We start from the raw sequence: 25164 nt of genomic DNA, 5'->3' as shown, positions 1-25164 counted from the left end.
GGCGGACGGTCAGAGATGAAGGGAGGGGCGGTGGGTGCGCAACCACTGGTCGAGGTCCAGGACCAGCTCCAGTCCCTGGCGGGGGAAGCGGGTGGCTTCAGCGGGCTCCAGCAGCAGGCGGCGCACGGCGGCGGTGTCCAGCAGGTCGGCAGCCGGGCTGCCGTCGGCCAGGAGGCAGGCGACCTGCGCGGTCAGGGCGGCGCGGTAGGCGCGGTCACGGACCATCGGGTAGGGACTCTTGCGGCGGGCCAGCACCGGTGCGGGCAGCAGATCGGCGACGGCGGCGCGCAGCAGGCTCTTCTCCCGTCCGTCGAAGGTCTTCATGGCCCACGGGGCGTTGAAGACGTATTCGACCAGGTGGTGGTCCAGGAACGGCACCCGCACCTCCAGGCCCACGCCCATGCTGAGACGGTCGGCACGGTCCAGCAGACAGGGCAGGAACCGGGTCAGACTGAGGTAGCTGTCGCGACGCAGCGCCGCCTCGGCGGGCGCGGTGCCCGGCAGGTGCTCGAGCTCCGAGCAGGCCGCCCGGTGGAGTGCGGTGCGGTGTCCAGGAAGGTCCAGGGCGGCAGCCAGACTCGGGTCGAGCAGCCGGGTCAGGTCGGCGCGTTCCAGCGTGGCCTCCCAGGGAAAGGATTCTGCTCCCGCGTCCTCGGGTCTGAACCAGCGGTATCCGCCGAAGAGTTCATCAGCGCCGTCGCCGGCCAAGGTGACGGGGAAGTGTTCGCGCACCGCGCGGTACAGCGCCAGCAGGGAAGTGTCGAAGTCGCCCAGCGTCAGCCCGTCGCGCAGCCGGCCCGCCTCGGCGCGCCGGACCGGGTCGGCCAGAGCGTCGGTCCCCAGCCGCACCCGACGGTGGGTGCTGCCCAGATGGGCCACCATCATTTCGGCGTACGGTCCGTCGGCTTCGCGCTCCATGACGTCCTGGTCCGAGGCCCGGTCGCCGAGGTCCACCGACAAGGTGTGCAGGGGCCCGACCGCCGGGCGCGCCAGCGCCGCGATGGCGCTGGAGTCCAGTCCGCCGGACAGCAGCACGCTCACCGGCACATCGGCCGTCAGCTGCCCGGCCACCGACTCCTCCAGCAACTGGCGCACCCTGGCCACCGTGGTGGGCAGGTCGTCCCCGTGCTCGGCCGGGTCCAACGACCAATAGCGGGTGGCGCGCGCGCCCTGCGGTGTCAGGGTGAGAACGGTGCCCGGTGCGACCTCGCGCAGGCCCGCGAAGGCAGTGCGCCCCGGCGTCTTGATCATCGGGTGGGCGGACAGCAGTAGTTCCCGCAACCCGTCCAGGTCCAGCCGCGGGGTCAGCGCGGGGTGCGCCAGCACGGCCTTGGGCTCGGAGGCGAACACCACCGAGTCGTCGAGCTGTGCGTAGCACAGGGGCTTGATCCCGAACCGGTCCCGCACCAGCGTCAACCGCTTGGGCCCCGGCTCCCAGGCGGCGTAGGCGAACATTCCCTCCAGCCGGGACGGGGCCTGCTCGCCCCACGCGTCAACGGCCCGCAGCACCACCTCACTGTCGCTGCGGGTGGAGAACCGGTGCCCGAGCGAGGCCAGCTCCGCCCGCAGCCGGGCGTGGTTGTAGACCTCGCCGGTGAACGCCACCGCCAGCACCGTGCGCCCGTCGCGTGCCAGGACCATGGGTTGCCGGCCGCCGACCACGTCCACAACGGCCAGTCGGGTGTGCCCCATCCCCGCGGCCTCTTCGGCCCATACGGCCGAGGCATCGGGGCCACGGCACGCCAGGGTCTCGGTCATCACCTTGAGCGAGGTGTCCTCTGTCTCCCGGGGCACACGGCCCGCGAAACCGGCATAGCCGACCAGCCCACACATCGTCGAAACCCCCTCGCCCCGGCCTGCGGGGCTCACCGAACGGTCCTGCGCCGGGAACTTCCCGCACGGCGACGGTGCCGCGCACATGACGGAAGTCCGTGGCCGGACCCACTACGCCCGTCCACTACCAGTGGAACGATCAAGAAGCGCGCAGGTCACCGCCGCACACGGCGGAAACCGCGACGACTTGGCCCTTGTTGCCGTCCCCGCGCGAGTGCGGCCGACCCATGGACCCGGCGATCCGCCGTTCGGGAGGTAGCACGAGCCTCAGCGGTCGACCAGCGTGCGGAGGAGTTCCAGGCCCGGTTGCCAGTCGCCCAGGCCGGAACCGGAGTTGATGTGTCCGTGGCGTGCGACGGGCTGGTGTCGCGCCTGCCACCCGGAGGCCAGCGCCGCGGAGGTCGCCGGGTCGCAGTAGGGATCGTTGTCGCTGGTCACCAGCAGGCTCCGGCACGGCAAGGGGCGAGCGGCCAGGCCCAGGAACGTCGACGCGGGTCCGCGTGGGAACTCCGGCCCCTGGAGATCGGGTGGCGCGACCAGGAACGCCGTGACTCCGTCGGAGGGTGCCCGGTCGTTCAGCCACTGGGCAGCTGCCCAGCTGCCCAGGCTGTGAGCGATCAACGCCACCTGGCCGTCACGCGCAGAAGCGATCTCGTAGGCGGTCTGGATCGCCGCGACCCAGTCCGGCAGGTCCGGCCTGGTCCACGAGGCCGGCGCGATCCGGGCCGCCGAGGCTCCCCATCGGCTCTGCCACCGGCTCTGCCAGTGCTGTTCGTCCGAACCGTCGATCCCGGGGATGATGACGTACGCGACCATCGTCCACTGTCCTTTCCCTTGTGGCACTGCCCTCCAGCGGCACCTCGCGGGAACGATTCTCGATGGACCAGTGGGCAGGGCAGGGCCCAACAAGTGATCTCAAGGAAAGCGGGCGTGACAACGATGGAATCACTTGATGAGATCGACCGCGCCATCCTCGGCCTGCTCCAGACCGACGGTCGCCTCACCGGTGCCGAGGTCGGACGTCGTGTCGGGCTGTCCCAGCCGGCGGCCGGCGCCCGGATCCAGCGCCTGGAGAAGAGCGGGTCATCACCGGCTATCGCGCTGTCGTCGCACCGGCTGCCGTCGGGCTGAACATCCATGCCGTCATCCGCTTGCGCACCACACACGCGCAGTTGTCCCCGGCGCTCTCCCTCGCCGCCCGGACCCCCGAAGTGGTCTCGACGCTCCGTGTGACCGGTGAGGACTGCCTGCTGTTCGACGTTCACTGCTCGCACGCCGAACGCCTCGAACAGGTCGTGGACTCCCTCGCGCGCTTCGGGCCCGTCACCACCTCCCTGGTCCTGCGCAGCTACCCGCGGAAGTCGCTCCCCGAGGCACCGTGAACAACGCTCCGACCCAGGTCAGTTGAGGGCGGTCCGGCGCGGCCGCGGGGATCAGCCCGGAGTCGATGACATCGCGGGCGACCACGACCGCTCCCGCGCCCACTGACCGGTCTCAGCGGGGTCGGGGCCGGTTGCCCCAGTCGAGGCGGAGCACCGCGACGTCGTCGAAGTGGCGTCCGGCGTTCAAGTCGTGGGTCTCCTTGATGAGGAGGTCCACGTGGGCGGCCGGGTCCGCCTGCGGCAGGTGGCTGATCAGGGTGAGCAGCCCTTCGACGCCGAGCCGCTCGCCCTTGGCGCCGTTGTGTCCTTCGGTGAGGCCGTCGGTGTAGAGGGTCAGGGCTCCGCTGGTCGGGAGCGGGACGACGGTGGGGGGCCAGCTGCGCTGCCCGGGAACCAGCCCGGGGGCGATGCCCAGCGCGATGCCATGGGCGGCGGCCAGTTCCCGGGTGCCCTCGGGCGTGGTCAGAAGGGGCTCGTGGTGGCCGGCGAGGTGGAGGGTGGCGGCGCCGGCGTTCTGGTCGAGGGTGAGCAGGGTGCAGGTGGCGAAGAGTGGATGGCTGCCGCGTTCCGCGAGCAGGATGCGTTCCATCAGGTGCAGCAGGTCGGTGCCGCGGTGTCCGCCCAGCACCAGGGAGCGCCAGGCGATGCGCAGGCACACGCCCAGCGCGGCGGCGTCGGGCCCGTGTCCGCTGACGTCGCCGACGACGGCGTGCAGCAGCCCGTCGTCGCCCTCCACCACGTCGAGGAAGTCACCGCCGAGCAGGGTCATCGCGCCGCCGGGCAGGTAACGGGAGGTCACCGTCACCGTCGAGGTGTCGAGGATCGGCTGAGGCAGCAGGCCCCGCTCCAGGCGGGCGTTCTCCTCCGCCCGCAGGCGGGTCGCCTGCGCCTGGCTGCTGGCGCGTTCGGTCTGGCTCCGGTAGACCGCGTAGCGCACCGCCCGGTACAGGAGGTCCGCTTCGACCTTGCCCTTGACGAGGTAGTCCTGGGCGCCGGCGGCCATGGCCTCGGTGCCTGCCTGGGCCTCGGACACGCCGGTCAGGACGATGACCGCGGTGTGCGGGGCCAGGCCGCGGACGGCGGTGACGGCGGCGGTTCCCGCCACGTCGGGCAGGTGCAGGTCGAGGAGGACGCAGTCGATCGGGCTGGCGGCCAGTTCGGCGCGGGCGCCGCCCAGGGTGGTCCGGGTGGTCAGCTCGAACCGCAGCGTCGTGTCGTGCAGCAGTTCCTCCACGAGCAACGCGTCGCCCGCGTCGTCCTCGATCAGGAGGATGCGGTACACCGGCTCGCTGGAGGCCGCGGCAGGGGTGGCTGCCATGGTCACGGTCATCGTTCGTGTTCCGTGGCGGCGCGGACCGCCTGGGGCTCGGGGGAGGGGTTGGGGAGGCGCGGAGGCTCGGGCGCCAGGGTGAAGGTGATGCGGGTGCCGTCGCGGTACTCCGGGTCGACGGTGATCGTGCCGCCGTGGAACTCGACGATCTTCTTGCACATCGCCAGGCCGATGCCGCTGCCGGTGTAGGTGTCCTTGGTGTGCAGTCGCTGGAAGATCACGAAGACCTTCTCGGCGTACTCCGGTGCGATGCCGATGCCGTTGTCGGTGACGGAGAACCGCCACAGTTCGCCCTCGCGGGCCGCCGTGACGTGGATCCGCGGTGCCTCGCCCGGGCGGTGGAACTTGACGGCGTTGCCGATCAGATTCTGCCAGAGCATGCCCATCTGCGTGGGGTCGGCGACCAGGGTCGGCAGCGGGTCCAGGGTGATCGTCGCCCCGCTCTCCTCGATCCCCACGCTCAGCGTGGACAGGGTCTGCTGCAGCACCCTGTCCACGCGGATGCTCTGGTGGGTGTTGTGGAGCCGTCCCACGCGCGAGAAGGCGAGCAGGTCGTTGATGAGGGTCTGCATGCGGTTCGCCGCGTCGACCGCGAAGTCGATGTACTGGTCCGCCCGCGCGTCGAGCTGCCCGCCGTAGCGCCGCCGGAGCAGCTGAGTGAAGCTGGAGATCTTGCGCAGGGGTTCCTGGAGGTCGTGGGAGGCCACGTAGGCGAACTGCTCCAGCTCGACGTTGGACCGCTGCAGGTCGGCTGCCTGAGCGTCCAGCCGCAGCCGGGCCTCCTCGGCGAAGGCCAGTTCCCGCACGAGGCGGCGGCGCATGAAGTCGATCTCGCCGCTCAGGCGCCGCAGGTCCGCGGGTCCTGTCGGGGTGATGGGATGGTCGAAGTCACCGCCGGCGATGGTCCGGGCGTCGGCTCCGAGCCGCTCCAGCGGCAGGTTGATGCCGCGGCGCAGCCCCTCGAAGACCAGGGCTGCCAGGGCGACGATGAGGACCGCGATGGCGCTGAAAACCCAGTTCCGCAGGCCTGTCGTGGCCATCAGGTCGTTGCGCGCCCGCACGCGGTCCGCCCGCAGTCGTTCCTGCTGGCGCCCCAACGCGGCACGTACGCCGTCGAAGGTGGCTTTGCCCTCGGCCGCCCGCTCGGTGGCCAGGGGGGAGGGTGAGCCGGGCGGCGCGGCGGCGATCGGCCGGGCGAACTTCTCCTGCCACAGCGCCACGGCATCCTGCACCGCTTTCAGGTCGTTCAGGCCGGCCCGGTCGTCCTGCAGCAGCTCCGCGATGCGCGCGACGTCCGCCGATTGCGCGGTGAGTCCCTGCCGGTAGGGGGTGAGGAAATCCGGCGTGCCGGTGAGACCGTAGCCACGAATGCCGGTTTCCTGGTTGAGCAGTGCCGATTCCAGCCCGAGCGAGGTGGACAGAGCGGGAGAGCGCGTGTCCACGAGGTCTTTGCTGATCGACTCGTTCCGCCCCAGGACCCAGGCCCCCGTCACCCCGAGCAGCGTCAGCAGCACCAAGGAGGCGGCCACCCCCACACGCAGCCACCGCCGGGTGGTCCATGTGGAGAGCCCCCGGCCACGCGGTTGCCCCTCATCGCCGGTCATCGTGTGCACTCCTCGCTGTGGCAGCCGCTGGTGATCGGGTGCGGCCAGCACACTCTAAGGGGGTCTCGACAGCGTTTGTTGTCGTAGGCCGTATCAGGGGCCTAAAGTGCCGGGTATGCCAGGCAAGAACTTCGTGCTGCGGACCACTCCGCAAGAAACAGGCGAGCTAGCGGACGCTGCGGTCGGCGACCTTGCCCAGCGCCTGGCCCGCCGGCTGCTGCAGGACCCAGCACCGTCCGCCGAGGACACCCCGGCGCAGGCACTGGCCCTGCTCCACGTGCTGGACCACCTCCAACAGGCCACCGAACGGCTCCAGCGGGAAGCGGCCGTGGACGCGGCCCGCGCGGGCGCCGGCTACCCGCAGATCGGCGCCGCCTGCGGCATGACCCGCCAAGGCGCCCGCCGCCGCTGGCCGGGGCTTTTCCACCACTCACACGAGAAACCCACGGAGCAACCGCTGATGACCACCCCCGCCCGCGCCTTCGACGTCCTGCTCGTCGAGGACGACGTTGCCGACGCCATGCTCATCGAAGAAGCCCTCTCAGAGCGTGGCGCCCGCAACCTGGTCCAGGTCACCGACGGCATCGCGGCCCTGGAGTACCTGCGCGCGCCGGGCAGTGTGCGCCCCGACCTCATCGTCCTCGACCTGAACATGCCCCGCATGAACGGCCGGGACCTGCTGAAGATCCTGAAGAACGACGACGACCTGCAGACCATCCCCGTCGTCGTCCTCACCACCTCCACCGCCCCGGACGACGTCACCGGCGCGTACACCAGCCATGCCAACGCCTACGTGGCCAAGCCCGTCAACCTGGAAGAGTTCGAGCAGGCCGTCCGGAGTATCGACACCTTCTACTTCGAGACCGCCACCCGCCCCCGTACCTGAGCCGCCGCTTCCCCTGCCTCATCGCAGCGTGTGGCTGTCGTCGTCGAAGGCGGACCGGAACTGCGGGAAACGGGTACCCCCTGCGGATCCAAGAGGTCCAACAGCGCTACCAGTTGCGTCTGCAGATCCTGCAGCCGCGTGACGGCCGGCCCGGCGCCGGAGCTCAGGCGACGCCGGGCCGGTCCGCGCTCAGGACACCGTGAACGTCGCATGCAGGCGACGCGTGTGGTCGAGAGGGCGGGCCGGGCCGGTGAGCGTGAGGGGAACGCTCAGCCGGGTATCGGTGCTGGACGCGGCGACACGCAACTCCAATGCTCCGGGTTCGACGATGCGATGGCCTTCGCGGCCGGTGAAGGAAGCGAGGTCGGCCGGAACGGTCACCTTGATCCGCGCGACCTGGCCCTGGGTGAGCGGGACTCTGCGGTAGCCGATCAGTCGCTGCACCGGCTGCACGACCGACGCCACCGGGTCGTGCAGGTAGATCTGGACGACTTCGGTCCCCTCGCGGTCGCCCGCGTTCCGCAGCTCGAAGGCGAATCGGAACGCGCCGTCGGTACCGGTACTGCCCTCCTCGACGTCGAGGGCGGAGTAGACGAAGCGGGTGTACGCCAGGCCGTGTCCGAAGGCGTAGGCCGCGGTCGGGTCGGTGCTGGACACCTCGCCCGCCTGGGCCAGCCGGGCCGCCAGATAGGTGGACGGCTGCACCCCGGGGCGGCTGGGCACACTGACCGGCAGCTTCCCCGACGGGTTCACCCTTCCGCTGAGCACCCCGGCCACGGCCCGGGCCCCGGCCTCACCTGGGAAGAAGCTCTGCACGATGCCGGCCGCCTCCCGCACCGCGCGGCCGAGCGCGTAGGGGCGCCCGGACAGGAGGGTGACCACGACCGGCGTCCCGTTGTCGAGCAGGGCGTCGAGCAACTGCTGTTGCACGCCCGGGAGCTGGAGCGACTCCACGTCGCATCCCTCCCCACTGGTGCCCCGGCCGAAGAGCCCGGCCCGGTCTCCGAGGGCGAGCACCACGACGTCCGCGCCGCGTGCCACCTCGATCGCCTCGGCGAAGCCCGAGGTGTCGGTCCCGTCCACCGACGCTCCTGGGGCGGTGACCAGTTCGCTGTTTGGGAACTCGGCCGCCAGCTCCTGGGCCAGTGTCGGCAGCTCGATGCCGAGCGGGACGTCGGGGTGCTGGCCGCCGACGTGCACCGGGAACGCGTAGCAGCCGAGCAGCGCGTGCGCGGTGTCCGCGTTGGGGCCGATCAGCGCGATGCGCCGGGGCCGGGCGAGCGGCAGTACGCCGTCGTTCTGCAGGAGCACCACGGCCTGCTCGGCGATGGTCCCGGCCAGTTCCCGATTCTCGGGGGGATCGAGATCGAGGGTGCCGCGCAGCGCTTCCGGGTCCGACAGGTCGGACCCGACCAGCCCGGCCGGCACCGGATCCCACTCCGGGTCCAGCAGCCCGAGCCGGGCCTTCTGGAGCAGCACGCGGCGCAGCGCGCGGTCGACCAGCCGGCTGGGTACGGTGCCCGCGGTCACCGCGTCCTGCAGCGGCTGTCCGAAGGTCTTCAGCGTGGGCAGTTCCACGTCCACGCCACTGGCGAGGGCCAGTGCGGCGGCCCCGGACCAGTCCTCGGCGACGCCGTGCAGGGTTTTCAGGAAGGCGATGCCGAAGTAGTCGGCGACGACGGTTCCGGTGAAGCCCCAGGTGACACGGAGCAGCCCGGTGAGCAGCTCCTCGTCCGCGGCCGAGGGGATGCCGTCGGTGTCGGTGTAGGCGTGCATGACCGACCGGGGGCGGCCCTCACGTATCGCCATCTCGAACGGCGGCAGGATCACGTCGGCCCGTTCTCGCGTGCCCATGCTGACGGGCGCGAGATTGCGTCCCGCCCGGGACGCCGAGTACCCCGCGAAGTGCTTGAGGGTGGAGACGATCCCGGCCGCTTCCAGGCCCTGCACGTAGGCGGTCGCCACGGTGCCGACCAGATAGGGGTCCTCTCCGATGGTCTCCTCGACCCGGCCCCAGCGGGCATCGCGGACCACGTCCAGGACGGGGGCCAGCCCCTGGTGCACCCCGACGGAGCGCATGTCCCGTCCGATCGCCGCCGCCATCGAGCGCACCAGGTCGGGGTTGAAGGTGGCGCCCCAGGACAGGGGTACGGGGTAGGCGGTGGCGCCCCAGGCGGCGAACCCGGCCAGGCACTCCTCGTGTGCCAGGGCGGGGATGCCGAAACGGTTGGCGGCCGCGATCCGGCGCTGGGTGCGCAGCAGGGACACGGCGCCGAGCGCGGCATCGACCGGAACGGTCCCGAAGGGCCGGGTCAACTGGCCCAGGCCCTGCGGCAGCAGCGCCTCCAGGTCGGTCTGCTCCTCCAGGTCGTGCTGGTGCGGGGCGACGTCGCCGCCCTCGTTGGAGGCGCCCACCCAGACGCCCGCCAGTTGGGCGAGCTTCTCGGGCAGCGTCATTGCGCGGATCAGGGCGTCGACGCGGGTGCCGTCGTCGAGGGAGGTGTTCTGCCAGTCGGGCGTGCCGGGATCGGTGTCCACGGCCACGTTCAGGTTGTTCGTCACTTGCCGCCGACTCCCATCAGGCCTTGTACCAGGGTGCGGCGGGCGCACAGGTAGACGATCAGGATCGGCAGCATGGACAGTACGACGGCGCTGAGCAGTCCGGGGACGTCGACGCCGTGCTCGGTCTGGAAGTTGTAGAGGCCCAGGGTGATCACCTTGGTCGAGTCGGACTGGGTCAGGACCAGGGGGAAGAGGAAGCCGTTCCACGCCTGGAGGGCGGAGAACACCACGATGGTCGACAACCCGCCTTTGGACAGGGGCAGGACCAGCTGCAGGAACACGCGCCAGGGGCGTGCGCCGTCCATGGCCATCGCTTCGTAGAGCTCCGAGGTGATCTCTCGCATCGCGCCCGTCAGGATGAGCGTGCAGATGGGGAGGGAGAAGGCTGCCGTGGGCAGGATGACGCCGATGAGGTTGTCGTAGAGCCCGGCCTTGCTGATGACGTAGAACATCGGCACGATCACGGCCTGGGCCGGGATGGCGAGACCGAGCAGGAAGGTCCGGAAGACCAGGGACATCGCCCGGTTGCCGCTTCTGACGATGGCGTAGGCCAGCGGGGGCACCAGCAGCAGCACGATGCCGACCACGGATCCCGTCACGACCAGGGTGTTCGCGAAATCCTGCCCGAAGCCGTTGGTGAAGTCGTCGAGGTAGTTCTGGAAGGTGAGGTGGGAGGGGAACTCCAGCGGCCCGGCGGTCGAGTAGTCGGCCTGGGTGCGCAGCGTGGACAGCAGCAGGATGTACAGCGGGAATCCGACCAGGAACAGCCAGATCAGGGAGCCGAGCCCGGCGAGGTAGTTGGGGCGCTTGCGCATCAGACGCCCTCCGATGTGCTGCGCATCTTGTCGTAGCCGGACAGCCGGACCAGGACGAGTGAGATCACGGTGGACGCCACCACGAGGACCAGGGCGATGGCGGACGCGCCGCCGAAGTCGAACCCCTTGAAGGCTTGCTGGTACATGTAATAGGCGCTGATGGTGGTGTCCGTTCCCGGGCCGCCCTGGGTCAGGATCAGCACGGTGTCGAAGGTGGTGAGCCCGCCCACCACCATCAGGATCGTCGAGGTGATGATGGTGTTGCGCAGCTGGGGCAGGGTGATGTGGAGGAACTGCCGCACCCTGCCGGCGCCGTCGATGGCGGCGGCCTGGTAGAGGACCTGCGGGATCGCGCGGGCACCTCCCTGGTAGATCAGGGTGTGCAGCGGGGTCCACTGCCAGGCCCCGACGAAGGCCAGTACGCCGATGGCGCCGCTCTGCGAACCGAACAGGTTGCCGTCACCGAAGAGCCATTCCGCCTCGGCCGGTACCCCGAAGTTCGGGTCGAGCAGCGCCCACAGCACGGAGACGGCGGTGGCCGACAGCAGGAGCGGGACGAAGTAGATCGCGGACAGGATCGCCCGGTTGCGCTGGTGCCCGGCCGCCCAGACTCCCAGCAGGATGCTGAGGGGAGTCTGGATCGCGACGCCGAGGGCGGTGAGCGCGAAGCTGAGCCACAAGCTGTTGATCATGACGTCGTCGTGCAGCAGCGCTGTCCAGTTGGACATGCCCGCGAACTCCGGCGCGCCCAACCCGTCCCAGCGGGTGAAGGAGAGCACGGCGACCAGGACGAGGGGGACGACGGCGAACAGGACGAAGAAGAGCGTGGCGGGGAGCGCCCAGACCAAGCCCGGGCGGGCGACCGCAGCGCTGCTGCGGACCGCCCGACGGGGAGCGGTGCGGGTGATGGTGTTGCCGGTCATGTCTGCGTCCGAACTCACGAGGTGGGCAGGCCCTGCATGGCCTTGATGAAGCCGTCCGCGTCGGTCTTGCCGTCGAAGAACTCCTGCACGGCCGTGTGCATTTTGGTGGTCGCCGAGGGCTGGTACGCCTGGTCCCAGGAGAGCTGGAACGAGGGCGCCTGCTTGACCAGGTTGTACTGGAAGGTGGAGTAGTCCGGGGTGCTGGAGGCGGCCAGGAACTGGGCGGTGTTGTTGGTCGTGGGCAGGTTGCCGATCTCCAGCTGCGCCTTCACGAACTCGTCGGAGTACATGACCTTGAGGAAGGCCGCGACGGCCTCGGGGTGCTCGGTCTTCTTCAGGACCGAGTAGAAGTTGTTGGTGTTGCCGACGATGTTCTTCGGGTCGCCCGCGCCGCCCGCGATGGTCGGGAAGGCGCTGTAGCCCAGGCCGTTCTTGGCGAATTCCGGGTTGTTGGAGTTGTGGGTGGAGTACTCCCAGGAGCCCATCAGCTCGAAGGCGGCCTTGCCCTTGGCCAGCAGCGCCGGGGATCCGCCGTCGGTGAACTTGACGGAGTCGAAGGTGGTGCCGAACGCGCCGGCGTCGATGAGCTGCTTGAGCATCCCGAGCGACTTGCGGCTGTCCGCGCCCGCCCAGGCGGAGGTGTCGCCGCCCAGTGCCTTCTGGAACAGGCCGGGACCGGCCACGCGGTCGAAGACGTACTCGAACCACATCAGCGTCGGCCACTGGTCGGCGCCGCCGAGCGCGATCGGGGTGACGCCCTTCGCCTTGAGGGTCTGCACGTCGGCGAGCAGCTGCTCCCAGGTGGTCGGCGCGGTCAGACCGTTGTCGCTGAGCACCTTCTTGTTGTTGAAGAGCAGGACCGGCTGGGTGCCGCGCATCGGGATGCCGTAGGGCTTGCCGTCGATGACCGCGGTGTTGAACACCGAGGGCAGGAAGTTCGCCTTCAGCCCGGGGTCCTTCGCGATGAACTCGTCCAGCGGCTTGAGCAGGTCGGCCTTGACGAAGGGGGCGATACTGCCGCCGCCCCAGTTGAAGAACACGTCCGGTGCGTGGGACGTGTTGATGATCGTCTGCAGCTTGGTCTGGTAGTCCGCGCCCGGGATGGTGTCCAGCACGACTTTGACGTCCGAGGTCTTGTTGAACGACTCGACGAGTTGCTTCTCGACCTTGTTGGTGGCATCGCCGTAGACCAGGACATGGATCGTCCCGGAGCCGGCCGACGACGAGCCGCCGTCGGAACCGCAGGCCGCGGTGCCGAGCAGTAGGGCGGACGCTGCGGCGACGGCGCCGAGCCTGTTCCGGGACGCGCCATTGCGAACAGCGGACAGATGGTGTCTCATGGCCTACCTCGATCGAAAGTTTCGATGAAAATCTCGAATGTCGAGGGGGAATCTATGCAGGTCATCAGAAGCCGTCAAGGGTCTGAACCGTCACGCCTCAGGAAGCAGCAGCTGGGCCCAGGGGCTACCATCCGTGCCGTGAACTCTTCGGCGGCAAGGACCCGCAGCAACGATCGACCGAGGTGGTCCCTGTGACGGTGGCGGCGACGCTGGCCGAGATCGCCCGCGAGGCGGGAGTGTCGGCCCCGACTGTTTCGAAGGTCCTGAACGGGCGGACGGATGTGGCGCCCGCGACCCGCGAGAAGGTCGAGGCGCTCCTGCGCCGGCACGGTTATCAGCGTCGTCGCGGTCACCAGTCCGCGCAGCTGCTGGAGCTGGTCTTCCACGAACTGGAGAGCTCCTGGGCGATGGAGGTCATCCGCGGGGTCGAGAACGTCGTGCGCGAGGAGGGCCTGTCGGTGGTGCTCTCCGAGTCCTCCGGGCGCCTGAGTCTGGGGCAGTCCTGGATGGAGGGCGTGCTCGCCCGCCGTCCGACCGGGGTGGTCCTGGTGCTGTCAGGACTGGACCGCGACCAGCAGGCGCAGCTCACCAGTCGCAAGATCCCCTTCGTCGTGATGGACCCGGCCGGCGACCCCGGCCAGGACGTGCCCGCGGTGGGCGCCACCAACTGGCACGGCGGCCTGGCCGCCACCCGGCACCTGCTGGAACTCGGACACCAGCGGATCGGGGTGATCGCCGGCCCCAGCCGGATGATGTGCAGCCGCGCCCGGGTCGACGGCTACCGGGCGGCCCTGGAGACGGCCGGCGTCGTCTACGATCCCGAGCTGGTCCGCGAAGGGGACTTCCACCACGAGGCCGGCTACAGCGCCGGCCTGGAACTGCTGCGCCTGCCCGACCGCCCGACCGCGGTCTTCACCGGCAACGACCTGCAGGCCCTGGGGCTGTACGAGGCCGCCCGCGAACAAGGGCTGCGCATTCCCGAGGAGTTGAGCGTGGTCGGCTTCGACGACCTGCCGCTGGCGCGGTGGGTCGGGCCGCCCCTGACTACCGTGCGCCAGCCGCTGACGGAGATGGCCGAGGTCGCCACCCGCATGGTGATCGACCTGGCCCGCGGGAACCGCCCCAGCACCCTGCGGGTGGATCTGGCGACCAGCCTGGTCGAACGCAGCAGCACCGCCCCGTTCCGCCCGGGTCGGTGAGTCGGTCACCCCGGTCGGGGTGAGGCGTCGCCGTTCCGGCGGCCACTCCCGCCGCTGCTCCCGTCGTCGTCCCCGCGCTGCCGCCGTCGCCGTCACCGGATCCGGTGACGGCGACGGCGCGCGTCGATGTCCGCGCGAACCGTTGACGGCCCGTCATGGTCGGCTTAAGGTCGCCCCCGACGTTCGGAAGAACTGTCGAAACATTCGGCATTCCCGACCTGAGGGAGAACCGTGTTAGTCGACCCGCGCCGCATCCGTCGCACCCTTTCCGGCCCCCCGCAGCACACTGATTCGCCTCCTGCCGACCCAGGGATCGCCCCCCGCCGTGTCCGGCGCGGGATGTCCGCGGCCGCCGCCGTCGTCGCGGCCGGGGCCCTCGTGGTCGCAGGCCTCGGCGCCCACGCGGGTGCGGCGGCGGGAAGCAGCCTGAAGGACCTGGCCGAGGCGAAGGGCATCTACTTCGGCACCGCCATGACCCAGACAGACCTGGGCAACGCGTCACTGACCGCTGTCGCCGGAGCCCAGTTCGACATGGTCACGCCGGGCAACGAGATGAAGTGGGACACCGTCGAGCCGTCCCGCGGAACGTACAACTTCGGCCCCGGCGACCGGATCGTCTCCTTCGCCACCGCCCACGGCATGCGGGTACGCGGACACAACCTGGTCTGGCACAGCCAGCTCCCCTCCTGGGTGAGCAGCCTGCCGACCAACCAGGTACAGGCGGCCATGGAGAGCCACATCACCACCACCGCCACCCACTACAAGGGTCAGTTGTATGCCTGGGACGTGGTCAACGAGCCGTTCAACGAGGACGGCAGCCTGCGCCAGGACGCCTTCACCGCCGCCATGGGAACCGGCTACATCGCCGACGCCCTGCGCACCGCCCACGCGGCTGACCCGGCGGCCAAGCTCTACCTCAACGACTACAACATCGAGGGCATCGGGGCCAAGAGCAACGCCATGTACAGCCTGGTGCAGTCGCTGAAGTCGCAGGGTGTCCCGATCGACGGAGTCGGCTTCGAGGCGCACTTCATCGTCGGCCAGGTCCCCTCCACGCTCACCGCCAACCTCCAGCGCTTCGCCGCCCTGGGCGTGGACGTCGCGGTGACCGAACTGGACGACCGGATCCAGCTTCCCGCCAACAGCACGGCGCTGGCCCAGCAGGCCACCGACTACAGCAATGTGGTCAAGGCCTGCCTGGCGGTGAGCCGCTGCGTCGGTGTCTCGCAGTGGGGCGTCGGGGACGCCGACTCCTGGATCCCCTCAGCCTTCCCCGGCTACGGCGCGGCCACCCTGTACGACAACTCCTACCAGCCCAAGCCCGCCTTCGAAGCCACCGCCACCGCCCTCGGCGGCACCCCCGGAACACCCACTCCGACGCCCACCCCGACCGACCCGGGCGGCGCCTCGTGCAAGGTGACCGACGCGGTCAACACGTGGAACACCGGGCTCACCGAGAACATCACCATCACCAACACCGGCAGCACCGCCCTGGCCCACTGGGCACTGGCCTTCACGCTCCCCGGCGGTCAGGCCATCACCTCCGGCTGGAACGCCACGTACAGCCCCACCAGCGGTAACGTGACGGCGACCAACGTGAGCTACAACGGCACGCTCGCCGCCGGCGCCAGCACCACCATCGGATTCCAGGCCACCCACACCGGCAACGCCGCCGCCCCGGCCGCCTTCGCCCTCAACGGAGCCGCCTGCAGCAGATGACCGCGGCATCCGCACCCCAGGCGCGGGGCGCCGCCCGGCGGGTCGGCGGCCCGCCGGGCGGCGCCGCGCGCCCGCTCACGCGGGTGCGCCGGCCCTGCGGCCTGTGCTTGCATGCTCCGGTGAAGCGACAGAGTTCTCCCGTCCCCGAGGAACCGTCGACCTGCCGTATCCGACGCCGCGACGTGTCCGATCTTGACGGATGCGTCCAGGTGCTCCGCGAGGTCCATGACGTGGACGGCTATCCGGTCAACTGGCCCGACCGGCCCTCGGAGTGGCTGACGAGGACGTCCCAGCTCGCGGCCTGGGTGGCGGAACGGGACGGACAGGTGGTCGGCCACATCACGCTGTCCCGCAGCGGGCAGGGAGACGCGGCGCCGGCCCTGTGGAGCAGCCGCGAGGGCGTGCCCGTCCGGGCCACCGCTGTGATCAGCCGGTTGTTCGTCGCGCCTGCGGCCCGCGGCCACCACATCGGCGCTCTGCTGATGGCGCGGGCCGTGCGGGACGCGCGGGAGCGTGCTCTGCATCCCGTCCTCGACGTCGTCGCTACCGACACGTCGGCGGCAGCCCTGTACGAACGCCTGGGCTGGAGCCTGCTGGCCACCGTCGATCAGCGGTGGGGCCCGAACCGAACGGTGACCCTGCACTGCTACGCCGCGCCTGGGTGAGGTCGCTCGCGTCGTTCACGACGCACGGGGATCTCGTTCAGGCGAGCAGAAGCCGGCACCAGCCGTCGGCGAGCCACTGCTCGAACCGTTCGGGGGGCCAGCCGCGGTCCTCGACCAGCAGGCAGTAGAACTCGGGTGAGTTGGTCGCCCAGATGATGTCGGCCACCTCCTGCAGGTCCAGTCCGTGGCGGAGCTGACCGGTCGCGGCCAGTTCCCCGGCGAGCAGTCGCATGTTGTCCGCGCGCCGTTGGGCGATGGCCTGCCACACCTCCGCGACTTCCGGGGGCCCCGAGCGCGCGACGCGCAGCAGCGGCGCCAGCCGGGCGTGCATCTCCCGGACGGCCCGCGCGTAGCGGTGCAGCTTTCGGGCCGCGTCCGGCTCGGCGCGCATCTCGCGCACGTAGCCGCGCTCGGCCGCCGGGACGGCGTCGCCCGTGCCGGAGATGGCTGACTCCACCAGCTGCAGGAACAGTGCCGGTTTGCGGCCCGTCACCGTGTAGACGGTGTCGACCGCCACGCCCGCGCGCTGGGCCAACTGGGCCATCGTGGTCGCCGCGTAGCCGCGTTCGACGAACAGCCGCGTCGCCGCGTCCAGGATCGCCTGCCGGTTCGCCTGCGCCGCTGCCCGGCGGCCGCTCGTGTCGTACTGCCTCTTGACCTGTCTGTCCACACCCCCGATGCTAGTCGTATTCATCCGAAATACTTTCGGCTGAATATGAGGGATGGGGTCCCCGTGACGTACGCGTTCACCTTCGAGGTGCCGATCGACCCGGCCACCTACGCCCGCATCAGGGAAGGGCTCGGGCCGGAGAAGCCCCAGGGGCTGGTGGCCCACCTCGTCCACCGCACGCCCAACGGGCTGCGCTACACCGACGTCTGGGAGTCCCAGGCCGACTGGAAGCGCTTCGCCGAGGAGCGCCTGCACCCGGTCGTGGACCAGGTGGTCACCGAGGCGCTGGGCTTCCGCCCGCCGGAGCCCGTGGCGGAACGCCTGGACATGATCGACGCCTGGATCGGCTAGGGCTCGAACGCGACTGGGGGCTGGGGGAACGGGGGGTGGGGGGCTAGGGGGTCGGCGCTGACCCCGGCCGTGCGGTATGGGTCCGAAAGGGCCCCTTCCGGCTCCGGTCGGGGTGCGTCGGTGGCCCCAAGGCCTGTCCGCGCCCGGCGTCAACCCCGCACGACGGCGGTGCTTCGGTGATCCCCTGCCACCGCGGCGAGGCGCTGAGCCATGTCGCCGCACGTCACGCCGCCGTCATCCCTCCGCGGGCGCAACGCCGACCAGCTTCACCAGGAACCGATCCACCTGTTCCTCCAGCGGGGGCCAGGGCAACTCGGGTTGGTTGACGCGCAGCGAGACCGCGCCGTGGACGGCTGTGCGCAGATCGAGGGAGACGGTCTCCGCGTCGCCGGGCGTCGCCAGCCCGGCGTCCATGCAGCGGCGGATCGCCGTGGTCGTGCGCGTGGCCATCTCCTCCCGGAACGGCATGTCCCTGCGCCGATTGAGCGTGCTCTCGTGCAGCACCTTGTACAACCCCGGGTGCTCACGGGACCACGCGCCGAGCAGTGCCGTTCGGGCGCGCAGCGCGGCCACCGGGTCGGTGGCGCCCGACTCCGCGTCGTCCACCGCGCGCAACAGATCCGCATGGCAGTGCTCCAGCGCGGCAAGCACCAGCGCGTCGCGGTCGGCGAAGTGGATGTAGACGGACGTCGCGGCGATGCCCACCTCGCGGGCGACCGCCCGCAGTGACAGCGCCTGGTCGTCGGCGAGTTCGTCCAGCAGTCGCAGCGCCGCGTCGACGATCTCGGCGCGCAGCCGCTCGCCCTGGCCACGTGGGTTGCGGCCGCGCGGCGCAGAAGGGGCTGTCGTTCGAGCCGGCGTGGTCGCGTCCATGGCCAGCATTGTATGGGGCTCCCTGTAGGACTACAGTCGTAGCCCTACAATCGTTCACTTAGGGGAGTCATCATGACGCTGCCGACTCGGACCACGGTCGAGGAACTCGATCCGGCGTTAGCGGAAATGGCCGCCGCGAGCTTTCAACTCACCGGCTCGGACACGCGGCTGACGCCGCGCGAGCGCACCCTGATCAACCTCGTCGCCGACGTCTGCGAACAGATTCTCGGCTTGCCGTTCGAACTGCATGTACGGGCTGCCCTGGACAGCGGCCTGGACGCCGACGACCTGCGCGAGCTGCTCCGCTTCATCTCCTACGACAGCGGCTACCCGGCGGCGCTGGCCGCACTGGAGCGGCTGGATGAGGTCGAGCGCCGGCACGGGCTGCCCGGGCCGACGGGCCTGGGCCACCAGGTGAACGCGGAGGGGACGGGGAGCCCCCTCCCCGCGGCGATGCGCGCCGAGGTGCGTTCCCTCGACCCCGGCTTCGCCGACTACATGGACCTGCAGTCGCGCATGCGCGCCGGCATGTCCCGGATCAGCGTCCGCGAGCGGGCGTTCGTCACCATGACCGTGGACGTCCTCTACCAGACCCTCGAGGAGAGCTTCCGTGCCCACGTCGGCCGCGCGCTGGGCACGGGAGCGACGCCCGACGAGGTCCGCGCTGCCGTCCGCGCCACCGCGACGTCCGGTATGACCCGGACCTGGCGCGCCCTGATCGTCCTTGACGGACTGCTGGCCGACCTGGAGCACGGGCAGCAGGAGCAGACGGCCCGGAACGCTTGAGCCCCCCGGCTGCGCCGTGCACCCACCTCGCTGACCTGGGCGGGAGCGCCATGGGAGAGCTGAGCCGGCGCCGCCTGGACCGCTCGACAGCTGAGCGGCCGGGGGCGGCAGCACCCCGGCCACCACCGTGACGCGCATGGCGACAGCGGACGGGGTGGGCGGGCGGCGGTCCGTCAGAGGAGCGCTGGTTGCGGCACCCACCGGTTCGGCCTCGGGGAGGAAGCCGGCCACGCGACGTCGTCGATCGCGAGCCACGGCGCGGCGGCCACGGCCGCCGGCGTGAGTCCGGTGAACGCCCTGACCTCGTGGTGGAGGTGGGACTGGTCGACGTAGCCGCTCTCGGAGGCGACGGTGGCAGGGGCGAGACCCGCCGCGAGGAGGTGGGCGGCATGGTCGAACCGCACCAGCCGGCCGGCGCGCTTGGGGGTGATGCCGAGTTGCGACCGGAAGCGGGCCGACAGGCGCTTGCGGCTCCAGCCGGCCTCCTCCGCCAGGCCGTCGACCCGCACTCGCCCCCGGCTGGTGAGCGTCCGCCGCCAGGTGTGGGCGACCTCCGCGTCGACCCGTGGCCGCTCTGCCATCCGTCGGCCGATGATGTCCACCGCGATCGCGAAGCGCTCGTCCCACGACCCGGCGGCGCGCAGTGAGTCCTCGATCCGCCCGGCGTCGTGACCCCAGACGTCCTCGAGGGACTCCACCGCCCCGTTGAACTCCATCACCGAGCCGCCGAGCACAGCGGCGGCCACGACCGGCTCCAGCCGAATCTGCAGACAGTCACCGGCTCGTCCGGATGCCCGGAGGTCCCCGGGGAGGAGTCCGACGACGACACTGCCGCGACCTTGCCGGGTGTGCGTGCTGTAGACGAAGCCGTCTCCGTCACTGAGGTCGATGATCAACGTGATCGCTGGGTGCGCGACCATGGCGATGTCCACGAACGCGGGGACACGCAGGCGGAACCCGGCCATGCGGATGCCGGGCAGCCCGACTGACGGGCGCGGGACCGCGATGTCCACGCTCGCCCAGTCGGGTGGGGCCTCGGTCGGCAACACGCGACCAATCTAGTCCTGCGAGGGAAGCGCGGCAGGGGTGTCAGCGCCCCTTGCTGCGAAGTCCAGCAGCAGTTCCGCCGTCGCCCCGGGCACCTCCCACAGCGGTATGTGCCCGACGCCCGGCAGCAGTTCGACCCGCGCGGTCGGCACCACGTCGTACTGGTGTGCCGACGTCGGCTCCCAGCGGGGATCGGCAGCGCCGAAGACCACCAGCACGGGAACATCGAGCGCGGCGAGGCGCTCGGGCACGCTCCGCTCGGTGATGTACGCGATGTTGCCGCGTGCCGCCCTCCTGAAAGCCCGGTACGTGGTGCCTCGCACCTCGGCGACCACGTCGTCCGGGATGTCCACGGGGCGCGCGAGCGTCGCGCTGATCGCTTTGCGGATCATCGCGTCCGAACGCCGTGACCACAGCAATGGACCGAAAGGCGGGGCCAGCATCACCCGGAGGATGAGCGGTTGCGGAAGGAGCGCGTCGAGACTCGGGCCGGTGCTGATCAGCGCGAGCGACTCCACCTGGTCGGGGCGTTGCTCCGCGAGTGCGGTGGCGGAGTACCCGCCGCTGGAGTGCCCGACCACGATGACGCGTCGCAGCCCGAGATCGTCGAGCAGCGCCGCCAGTCGCCCGGCCTGCACGGGCATGTCGTAGGACACCGCGGGCGGGGACTGGCCGCACCCCGGAAGGTCGACCCGGACGACATGATGGTGAGCGGCCAGCGCGGGGACCAGCGGACTCCACGAGGCGCCCGAGGCACCAGACCCGTGGATGAGCAGCAGCGGCGGCGCCTGCCGCGAGCCGTCGTGGACCACATGCATTCCGTGTGCCGTGTACTCAGCCTCGAACTCATTCATGCCGGGATGATGCCGGGGCCGTCGGCGCACGGTCTTGTACAAATGTCGCCTCTGCGCGGCGGGGACCTCGTGCCGCGTGATGAGGAACGTCGGCTCGTTGTGACGTCGCAGGTCAGCTACTCGACCTACTCCGTGCCGTAGGCCGCCCACCGTGTGAGGGCGAACCCCTCACCCTCTCGCCGGGCCTCCACGGCGCCCGCTCCGCCGAAGTGCGCGGGAACGATCAGCTCCCGATCGGTGGCGGCTCGTTCGAGGACCCGGCGGCGGCTGGCCACCGCCGCGTCAGCGTCCAGGCAGAAGCAGCTGTTGCAGGAGGGCACGAGGATCTGTACCGGGCTGTGCAGCAGATCGCCGACGAAGACCGCCCGGTCGTCTCCGGAGGAGAGTCGCAGAACCGATGAGCCGGGCGTGTGGCCGGGGGCGGATTCGAGCGTGAGGTGCTCATCGATGCGGTGGGTGCCGTCCCACAGGACGGCCTGCCCGGCCCGGTGGATCGGGGCGATGCTGTCCTGGTAGACCAGCCGGTCGTCGTCCCGGAGTCCGTTCCCGTACGCGTTGTCCGGGCCGAAGTGGAAGTCGTCGGCCGCCGGGATGAGGTACTGGGCGTTGGGGAACGTCGGCTCCCACCCTCCGTCCACGTCCATGGTGTTCCATCCGACGTGATCTCCGTGGACGTGGGTGTTGACGACGACGTCGACGTCCTGCGGGAGGACGCCGACCTGCGCGAGCCCGCCCAGGAAATCACCCTGCCAGTGGTGGAACTGCGGCGAGCCGGGGCGCTCGCGCCCGTTGCCGACACCGGTGTCGACCAGAACGGTCCGTCCACCGCTGCGCAGCACCCAGGTCTGCAGCGCCATCACCGCCCGGTCGCTGTCCGGCGCCCAATGATCGGGCGCCAGCCACTGCTCGTTGTCCTTCCACAGCCCGGCGCCGGACTCCGGAACCAGGTCGCGTGCGGGCGCGAACGCCCCTTGCCACTCGACGACTCGGATGACCTCGACATCGCCGAGCACGAAGCTCTGCTTGCTCTCACTGTTCATGTCCACGACTCTAGGCAGGACAGATTGGTCGCTCAATGCCTGTTCGGCTCATCTGGATACGACTCCGTCTCACTCTTGAGGCCACAAGGTACTCTGACCCCATGGACGTGGTGAGCGACGCGGTCTCGGCGATACGCATCGGACGGCCGTCGTCGAACCGGGTCAGCGTGAGCGGGAGTTGGTGCGCGCGCCTCGCCCCCTACGACGGTGCCGGCTTCCATGTGGTGCTGGAGGGCAGCTGCTGGCTGCTCCCCGACGGCGGCTCACCGGTCTCGCTCGGCGCGGGTGACGTGGTGCTGTTGCCGCACGGCACGGGGCATGTGATCGCCGACGCCCCCGCCGATGCGGCGACCGTGAAACGGGCGGTGTCGTTCGACCGGTGGCTCGCCGGGGACGGGCCACGCCGGCTTCCGGCCACCTCCGGCAAGGTGGCGATGCTGTGTGGCAAGTACAGGCTCGACCGCAGTCGCATCCACCCGCTCATGGCGGAGATGCCGAAGGTCGTCCACCTGCCGAACCGGGTGGGCGCCCATGCCGAACTGCGTTCCGCGGTCGACCTGCTGGGCCACGAACTAGGTACGCAGGGGCCCGGCTCCTGCCTCGCGGTGCCCAGCCTCCTCGATCTCCTCCTCGTCTACATGATCCGCTCCTGGACGGCTCAGGGGAGTGGCACGTGGCCGACCGTCCTGGGCGACCCGGTGGCGGCCGCCGCCCTACGGGCGCTGCACTCCGACCTGGCGGCCCCGTGGACGATGGACCGGCTGGCCGCCGAGGCCGGCGTCTCGCGCGCCACCCTGGCCCGCCGCTTCACCACCCTGGTCGGACGCCCGCCGATGGCTTACCTCACCTGGTGGCGCCTGACCTTCGCCGCCACCCTGCTCCGCGACACCCCGGATCCCCTGGCCACCATCGCCCGCCGCGTCGGCTACGGCACCCCGTACGCCCTCTCCCACGCCTTCAGCCGGGAGTTCGGCACCACCCCAGGGCAGTACCGCGCAGCGGCAACGGGATGATCGGCTCAGGCGGGGACGGGCTCCAGGCCGGCATCGTCAAAGGGTGGATAGCTCTCGCTGCTCATCCGCTCGGCCGCATCGATGTACACGGCGAGAGCGTCGCGGGATTGCGCGAGCCTGTCCATCTGATCGTCCAGTCGCTGCATCCGTGACCGCATCGCGGCCAGCAACTCGGGACACCCGAGCAGTTCCGGGGTCTCTCCGATCGCGCAGGGCAGCAGGTACGCGATGTCTTCGGAGGACAGGCCGGCGCCCAGCAGGTGCCGGATCTGCTGCACTCGCAGCACGGCGTCCTCGTCGTACTCGCGGTAGCCGTTCGCGCCGCGGTCTGCCTCCAGCAGGCCCTGGGCCTCGTAGTAGCGCAACTGGTGGGCGTTGACACCCGTCCGACGACTCAGTTCCCCGATCAGCATCCGAACCTCGCTTGACCTTCACACCGGTATGAACGTTGACGATGCTGTCATGAACAACAACAGAACCGAAACGCCCGTAACAGTCATCGGACTTGGACGAATGGGCCAGGCGCTCGCCGGTGCTTTCCTGAAGGCCGGGCACCCCGTAACCGTGTGGAACCGTACGGCCTCCAAGGCCGACCAGTTGGTGGCCGGAGGCGCTCGGCTGGCGCCGACAGTCGGCGACGCGCTCAAGGGAGGTTCCCTGACGGTCATCTGCGTCACCGACTACGCGACCATGCGCGAGCTGCTCGGCGCGAGCGATATCGAGCTGAACGGCACGATGTTGGTGGACCTGACCTCGGGCGACTCCACCCAGGCCCGAGAAGCCGCCCAGTGGGCCGCGCAGCTTGGCGCCCGTTACCTGGACGGCGCCATCATGGCCATCCCGCCGGCGATCGGGACCGCCGAGGCGGTGATTCTGCACAGCGGGCCGCAGTCGGACTTCGAGGTACACAAGTCAGCCCTGGACGCGCTCGGCACCGTCACCTACCTCGGTGCGGACCATGGGCTGGCGTCCCTGTACGACGTGGCGGGCCTGGCCATGATGTGGAGCGTCCTCAACGCCTGGCTCCAGGGCACCGCACTGCTGCGGACGGCCGGTGTCGGCGCCGCAACGTACGCGCCGTTCGCGCGGCAGGTCGCTGCCGTTGTGGCCGAATGGCTGCCTGGGTATGCCGAGCAGATCGACCGCGGCTCCTTCCCGGCCGAGGTGTCGACCCTGGAGACCGACGTACGGGCGATGGACCACTTGATCGAGGAGAGCGAGGCGGTGGGTGTGAACACCGATCTGCCGAAGTTGCTCAAAGCAATGGCCGCCCGCTCGGTCGCGGCCGGACACGGCGGGGAGCAGTACCCCGTGCTGATCGAAGAGTTCAGCAAACCCGGCAACGACTGAGGAAGGTCCCCTCGGGCTCGACCTCCTGCCGAGGGGGCGTTCCTCAGCCGTTGCCGGTACCGGTGGGGTCGAGGGCGGCGCGGGTGGCGGAGCCGTAGGAGCCGGACCGGTCAGCGGTGATGCCGTATTCCTGCTGGATGTCACGGACGGCGCGTTCGGTGTCACTGTCGTAGACGCCGGTCGAGGACACGTAGGTCTTGCCGTGGTCGTACAGCAGGTCCTGCAAGCGGGCGACGTTCGCTCCCCGGTCGCCCGGACCCAACTCCCGCGATCCGCCCGTGGCCGGGTTCCTCGCATGGCCCCGGGTCGGCGCGCCGCTACCCGGCGCACCGGCACCGGCCGCTCCGGTGGACGGGGGGACTGAGGCGGTGGTCGGTGGTGGGCCCTGGGGTGCCTGCGTCCTTCGTCCCGCCGGGGTGGTCGGCCCGGAACTGGCCGGCCCGGTGAGTGGAGGTGCCGACGTCGGGGCGGCCGGAGCCGACGCGTGGTCCGTGGCGCCGTCGGCGGGAGTGGTGTGCGTCGAGGGAGGACCAGCCACAGTGGAGCGGGATTCGGGCGGTGCGGCAGGCAGGACCCACCACAGGAAGCACCCGGCGGCTGTGACGGACAGCCAAACGGCAGTCGTCCGACCGCGCCGGGCCTTTGCCCGGGCCGTTCGACGGCGCCGCGGGTGTGCTCGGGCCGTACCTGCGGAGTCCGGTCCTCCGGCGGCCAGCGCAGGCGCGGGATCCTGGGTCTGCGGACTCGGCACAGCCAACGGCTCCGGGGCAACGGGAGCGCTCGGCGCCTCGGCATGGCGCGGGTGCGAGAGATACGGGCGGACCATCGCGACATCGTCGAAGTCGGCGCCCGGGGTGGGTCCACTGGTACGCCGGGGGGATTGTGGCGCGCTCATCCGGGCGCTGCTCCTTGCTGGTTCGTC

Annotated in this window: 25 protein-coding genes; 10 read left to right on the top strand and 15 right to left on the bottom strand. The window is 70.6% G+C overall.

The window, feature by feature from the left end; translation table 11 throughout:
• Nucleotides 1-9 precede the first annotated feature (9 nt).
• Both asnB and O3X23_RS10780 read right to left on the bottom strand, forming a co-directional pair.
• A complete protein-coding gene (gene asnB, locus O3X23_RS10785; RefSeq protein ID WP_269271188.1) occupies nt 10-1833 on the bottom strand; it encodes an asparagine synthase (glutamine-hydrolyzing) in 1824 nt (607 codons plus the stop codon).
• Between the two features lie 267 nt (nt 1834-2100).
• Nucleotides 2101-2649, bottom strand: a complete 549-nt coding sequence (locus O3X23_RS10780) for an RBBP9/YdeN family alpha/beta hydrolase (RefSeq protein WP_269271056.1) — start codon at nt 2647-2649, stop codon at nt 2101-2103.
• A gap of 123 nt (nt 2650-2772) precedes the next feature.
• On the opposite strand from O3X23_RS10780, the gene O3X23_RS10775 reads away from it, so the two are divergent.
• Both O3X23_RS10775 and O3X23_RS10770 read left to right on the top strand, forming a co-directional pair.
• Nucleotides 2773-2964, top strand: a complete 192-nt coding sequence (locus O3X23_RS10775; RefSeq protein ID WP_269271187.1) for an AsnC family transcriptional regulator — start codon at nt 2773-2775, stop codon at nt 2962-2964.
• 20 nt (nt 2965-2984) lie between these two features.
• Nucleotides 2985-3215, top strand: coding sequence for an Lrp/AsnC ligand binding domain-containing protein (locus O3X23_RS10770; protein WP_269271055.1), 231 nt, complete (start codon nt 2985-2987; stop codon nt 3213-3215).
• 112 nt (nt 3216-3327) lie between these two features.
• On the opposite strand, the gene O3X23_RS10765 is transcribed toward O3X23_RS10770, so the two are convergent.
• Both O3X23_RS10765 and O3X23_RS10760 read right to left on the bottom strand, forming a co-directional pair.
• Nucleotides 3328-4533, bottom strand: a complete 1206-nt coding sequence (locus O3X23_RS10765) for a PP2C family protein-serine/threonine phosphatase (protein WP_269271054.1) — start codon at nt 4531-4533, stop codon at nt 3328-3330.
• Between the two features lie 8 nt (nt 4534-4541).
• Complete coding sequence (locus O3X23_RS10760) at nt 4542-6149, bottom strand: sensor histidine kinase (RefSeq protein ID WP_269271052.1); 1608 nt, start codon at nt 6147-6149, stop codon at nt 4542-4544.
• Between the two features lie 115 nt (nt 6150-6264).
• On the opposite strand from O3X23_RS10760, the gene O3X23_RS10755 reads away from it, so the two are divergent.
• Complete coding sequence (locus tag O3X23_RS10755; protein WP_269271051.1) at nt 6265-7035, top strand: response regulator; 771 nt, start codon at nt 6265-6267, stop codon at nt 7033-7035.
• A gap of 189 nt (nt 7036-7224) precedes the next feature.
• On the opposite strand, the gene O3X23_RS10750 is transcribed toward O3X23_RS10755, so the two are convergent.
• Genes O3X23_RS10750 through O3X23_RS10735 form a run of 4 tightly spaced genes read right to left on the bottom strand, consistent with a single transcriptional unit; the run spans nt 7225 to nt 12675 of the window.
• Nucleotides 7225-9597 carry a beta-glucosidase family protein gene (locus O3X23_RS10750; RefSeq protein WP_443047818.1) on the bottom strand — a complete coding sequence of 791 codons (2373 nt, stop codon included), beginning with the start codon at nt 9595-9597 and terminating at the stop codon, nt 7225-7227.
• On the bottom strand, nt 9594-10412 hold the full coding sequence (locus O3X23_RS10745) for a carbohydrate ABC transporter permease (RefSeq protein ID WP_269271050.1): 819 nt from the start codon (nt 10410-10412) through the stop codon (nt 9594-9596). Before O3X23_RS10745 ends, O3X23_RS10750 begins: the two co-directional genes overlap by 4 nt.
• Nucleotides 10412-11335 carry a carbohydrate ABC transporter permease gene (locus tag O3X23_RS10740; RefSeq protein WP_269271049.1) on the bottom strand — a complete coding sequence of 308 codons (924 nt, stop codon included), beginning with the start codon at nt 11333-11335 and terminating at the stop codon, nt 10412-10414. The genes O3X23_RS10745 and O3X23_RS10740 overlap by 1 nt, the downstream gene beginning before the upstream one ends.
• Nucleotides 11336-11349: 14 nt before the next feature.
• Complete coding sequence (locus O3X23_RS10735) at nt 11350-12675, bottom strand: ABC transporter substrate-binding protein (protein ID WP_269271048.1); 1326 nt, start codon at nt 12673-12675, stop codon at nt 11350-11352.
• Between the two features lie 191 nt (nt 12676-12866).
• On the opposite strand from O3X23_RS10735, the gene O3X23_RS10730 reads away from it, so the two are divergent.
• The 3 genes from O3X23_RS10730 to O3X23_RS10720 all read left to right on the top strand — a co-directional run bounded on the left by O3X23_RS10730 (nt 12867) and on the right by O3X23_RS10720 (nt 16258).
• The gene (locus O3X23_RS10730; protein ID WP_269271047.1) at nt 12867-13874 is read left to right on the top strand and encodes a LacI family DNA-binding transcriptional regulator; all 1008 of its coding nucleotides are present in this window, start codon (nt 12867-12869) and stop codon (nt 13872-13874) included.
• Between the two features lie 339 nt (nt 13875-14213).
• Entirely contained in the window at nt 14214-15593 is a 1380-nt protein-coding gene (locus tag O3X23_RS10725; RefSeq protein ID WP_269271046.1) for an endo-1,4-beta-xylanase, read from the top strand.
• A 182-nt stretch (nt 15594-15775) separates the two neighbouring features.
• Complete coding sequence (locus tag O3X23_RS10720; protein WP_269271045.1) at nt 15776-16258, top strand: GNAT family N-acetyltransferase; 483 nt, start codon at nt 15776-15778, stop codon at nt 16256-16258.
• Nucleotides 16259-16295: 37 nt separating this feature from the next.
• Here O3X23_RS10720 and O3X23_RS10715 read toward each other — a convergent pair whose 3' ends face one another.
• Nucleotides 16296-16928 carry a TetR/AcrR family transcriptional regulator gene (locus O3X23_RS10715; RefSeq protein ID WP_269271044.1) on the bottom strand — a complete coding sequence of 211 codons (633 nt, stop codon included), beginning with the start codon at nt 16926-16928 and terminating at the stop codon, nt 16296-16298.
• Nucleotides 16929-16991: 63 nt separating this feature from the next.
• On the opposite strand from O3X23_RS10715, the gene O3X23_RS10710 reads away from it, so the two are divergent.
• Nucleotides 16992-17279 carry a hypothetical protein gene (locus tag O3X23_RS10710; protein WP_269271043.1) on the top strand — a complete coding sequence of 96 codons (288 nt, stop codon included), beginning with the start codon at nt 16992-16994 and terminating at the stop codon, nt 17277-17279.
• A gap of 234 nt (nt 17280-17513) precedes the next feature.
• On the opposite strand, the gene O3X23_RS10705 is transcribed toward O3X23_RS10710, so the two are convergent.
• Nucleotides 17514-18152: a TetR/AcrR family transcriptional regulator gene (locus O3X23_RS10705; RefSeq protein WP_269271042.1), complete on the bottom strand. Its 639-nt coding sequence runs from the start codon at nt 18150-18152 to the stop codon at nt 17514-17516.
• A gap of 72 nt (nt 18153-18224) precedes the next feature.
• On the opposite strand from O3X23_RS10705, the gene O3X23_RS10700 reads away from it, so the two are divergent.
• Complete coding sequence (locus O3X23_RS10700; protein WP_269271041.1) at nt 18225-18938, top strand: carboxymuconolactone decarboxylase family protein; 714 nt, start codon at nt 18225-18227, stop codon at nt 18936-18938.
• Between the two features lie 173 nt (nt 18939-19111).
• Here O3X23_RS10700 and O3X23_RS10695 read toward each other — a convergent pair whose 3' ends face one another.
• The 3 genes from O3X23_RS10695 to O3X23_RS10685 form a co-directional block, all read right to left on the bottom strand.
• Nucleotides 19112-19903, bottom strand: a complete 792-nt coding sequence (locus O3X23_RS10695) for a helix-turn-helix domain-containing protein (RefSeq protein ID WP_443047821.1) — start codon at nt 19901-19903, stop codon at nt 19112-19114.
• Nucleotides 19904-19996: 93 nt separating this feature from the next.
• The gene (locus tag O3X23_RS10690) at nt 19997-20839 is read right to left on the bottom strand and encodes an alpha/beta fold hydrolase (RefSeq protein WP_269271039.1); all 843 of its coding nucleotides are present in this window, start codon (nt 20837-20839) and stop codon (nt 19997-19999) included.
• A gap of 125 nt (nt 20840-20964) precedes the next feature.
• Entirely contained in the window at nt 20965-21879 is a 915-nt protein-coding gene (locus tag O3X23_RS10685) for an MBL fold metallo-hydrolase (RefSeq protein ID WP_269271038.1), read from the bottom strand.
• Between the two features lie 101 nt (nt 21880-21980).
• Between O3X23_RS10685 and O3X23_RS10680 the strand changes: the two genes are divergently transcribed.
• A complete protein-coding gene (locus O3X23_RS10680; protein WP_269271037.1) occupies nt 21981-22892 on the top strand; it encodes an AraC family transcriptional regulator in 912 nt (303 codons plus the stop codon).
• A gap of 5 nt (nt 22893-22897) precedes the next feature.
• On the opposite strand, the gene O3X23_RS10675 is transcribed toward O3X23_RS10680, so the two are convergent.
• On the bottom strand, nt 22898-23305 hold the full coding sequence (locus tag O3X23_RS10675) for a MerR family transcriptional regulator (RefSeq protein ID WP_269271036.1): 408 nt from the start codon (nt 23303-23305) through the stop codon (nt 22898-22900).
• 49 nt (nt 23306-23354) lie between these two features.
• Between O3X23_RS10675 and O3X23_RS10670 the strand changes: the two genes are divergently transcribed.
• Nucleotides 23355-24242, top strand: a complete 888-nt coding sequence (locus O3X23_RS10670; protein WP_269271035.1) for an NAD(P)-dependent oxidoreductase — start codon at nt 23355-23357, stop codon at nt 24240-24242.
• 43 nt (nt 24243-24285) lie between these two features.
• On the opposite strand, the gene O3X23_RS10665 is transcribed toward O3X23_RS10670, so the two are convergent.
• On the bottom strand, nt 24286-25068 hold the full coding sequence (locus O3X23_RS10665; protein ID WP_269271185.1) for a peptidoglycan-binding domain-containing protein: 783 nt from the start codon (nt 25066-25068) through the stop codon (nt 24286-24288).
• Between the last annotated feature and the right edge of the window lie 96 nt (nt 25069-25164).

The organism is Streptomyces sp. H39-S7 (assembly GCF_027158205.1).
Lineage (GTDB): Bacteria > Actinomycetota > Actinomycetes > Streptomycetales > Streptomycetaceae > Actinacidiphila.
This window is presented reverse-complemented; position numbering and strand designations above follow the sequence as displayed.

Bases quoted from the DNA above. Each gene is read 5' to 3' on its own strand.
- asnB (WP_269271188.1), bottom strand. From the start codon at position 1,833: ATGTGTGGGCTGGTCGGCTATGCCGGTTTCGCGGGCCGTGTGCCCCGG.
- O3X23_RS10780 (WP_269271056.1), bottom strand. From the start codon at position 2,649: ATGGTCGCGTACGTCATCATCCCCGGGATCGACGGTTCGGACGAACAG.
- O3X23_RS10775 (WP_269271187.1), top strand. From the start codon at position 2,773: ATGGAATCACTTGATGAGATCGACCGCGCCATCCTCGGCCTGCTCCAG.
- O3X23_RS10765 (WP_269271054.1), bottom strand. From the start codon at position 4,533: ATGGCAGCCACCCCTGCCGCGGCCTCCAGCGAGCCGGTGTACCGCATC.
- O3X23_RS10760 (WP_269271052.1), bottom strand. From the start codon at position 6,149: ATGACCGGCGATGAGGGGCAACCGCGTGGCCGGGGGCTCTCCACATGG.
- O3X23_RS10755 (WP_269271051.1), top strand. From the start codon at position 6,265: ATGCCAGGCAAGAACTTCGTGCTGCGGACCACTCCGCAAGAAACAGGC.
- O3X23_RS10745 (WP_269271050.1), bottom strand. From the start codon at position 10,412: ATGCGCAAGCGCCCCAACTACCTCGCCGGGCTCGGCTCCCTGATCTGG.
- O3X23_RS10740 (WP_269271049.1), bottom strand. From the start codon at position 11,335: ATGACCGGCAACACCATCACCCGCACCGCTCCCCGTCGGGCGGTCCGC.
- O3X23_RS10735 (WP_269271048.1), bottom strand. From the start codon at position 12,675: ATGAGACACCATCTGTCCGCTGTTCGCAATGGCGCGTCCCGGAACAGG.
- O3X23_RS10725 (WP_269271046.1), top strand. From the start codon at position 14,214: ATGTCCGCGGCCGCCGCCGTCGTCGCGGCCGGGGCCCTCGTGGTCGCA.
- O3X23_RS10705 (WP_269271042.1), bottom strand. From the start codon at position 18,152: ATGGACGCGACCACGCCGGCTCGAACGACAGCCCCTTCTGCGCCGCGC.
- O3X23_RS10700 (WP_269271041.1), top strand. From the start codon at position 18,225: ATGACGCTGCCGACTCGGACCACGGTCGAGGAACTCGATCCGGCGTTA.
- O3X23_RS10695 (WP_443047821.1), bottom strand. From the start codon at position 19,903: ATGGCCGGGTTCCGCCTGCGTGTCCCCGCGTTCGTGGACATCGCCATG.
- O3X23_RS10690 (WP_269271039.1), bottom strand. From the start codon at position 20,839: ATGAATGAGTTCGAGGCTGAGTACACGGCACACGGAATGCATGTGGTC.
- O3X23_RS10685 (WP_269271038.1), bottom strand. From the start codon at position 21,879: ATGAACAGTGAGAGCAAGCAGAGCTTCGTGCTCGGCGATGTCGAGGTC.
- O3X23_RS10680 (WP_269271037.1), top strand. From the start codon at position 21,981: ATGGACGTGGTGAGCGACGCGGTCTCGGCGATACGCATCGGACGGCCG.
- O3X23_RS10675 (WP_269271036.1), bottom strand. From the start codon at position 23,305: ATGCTGATCGGGGAACTGAGTCGTCGGACGGGTGTCAACGCCCACCAG.
- O3X23_RS10670 (WP_269271035.1), top strand. From the start codon at position 23,355: ATGAACAACAACAGAACCGAAACGCCCGTAACAGTCATCGGACTTGGA.
- O3X23_RS10665 (WP_269271185.1), bottom strand. From the start codon at position 25,068: ATGGTCCGCCCGTATCTCTCGCACCCGCGCCATGCCGAGGCGCCGAGC.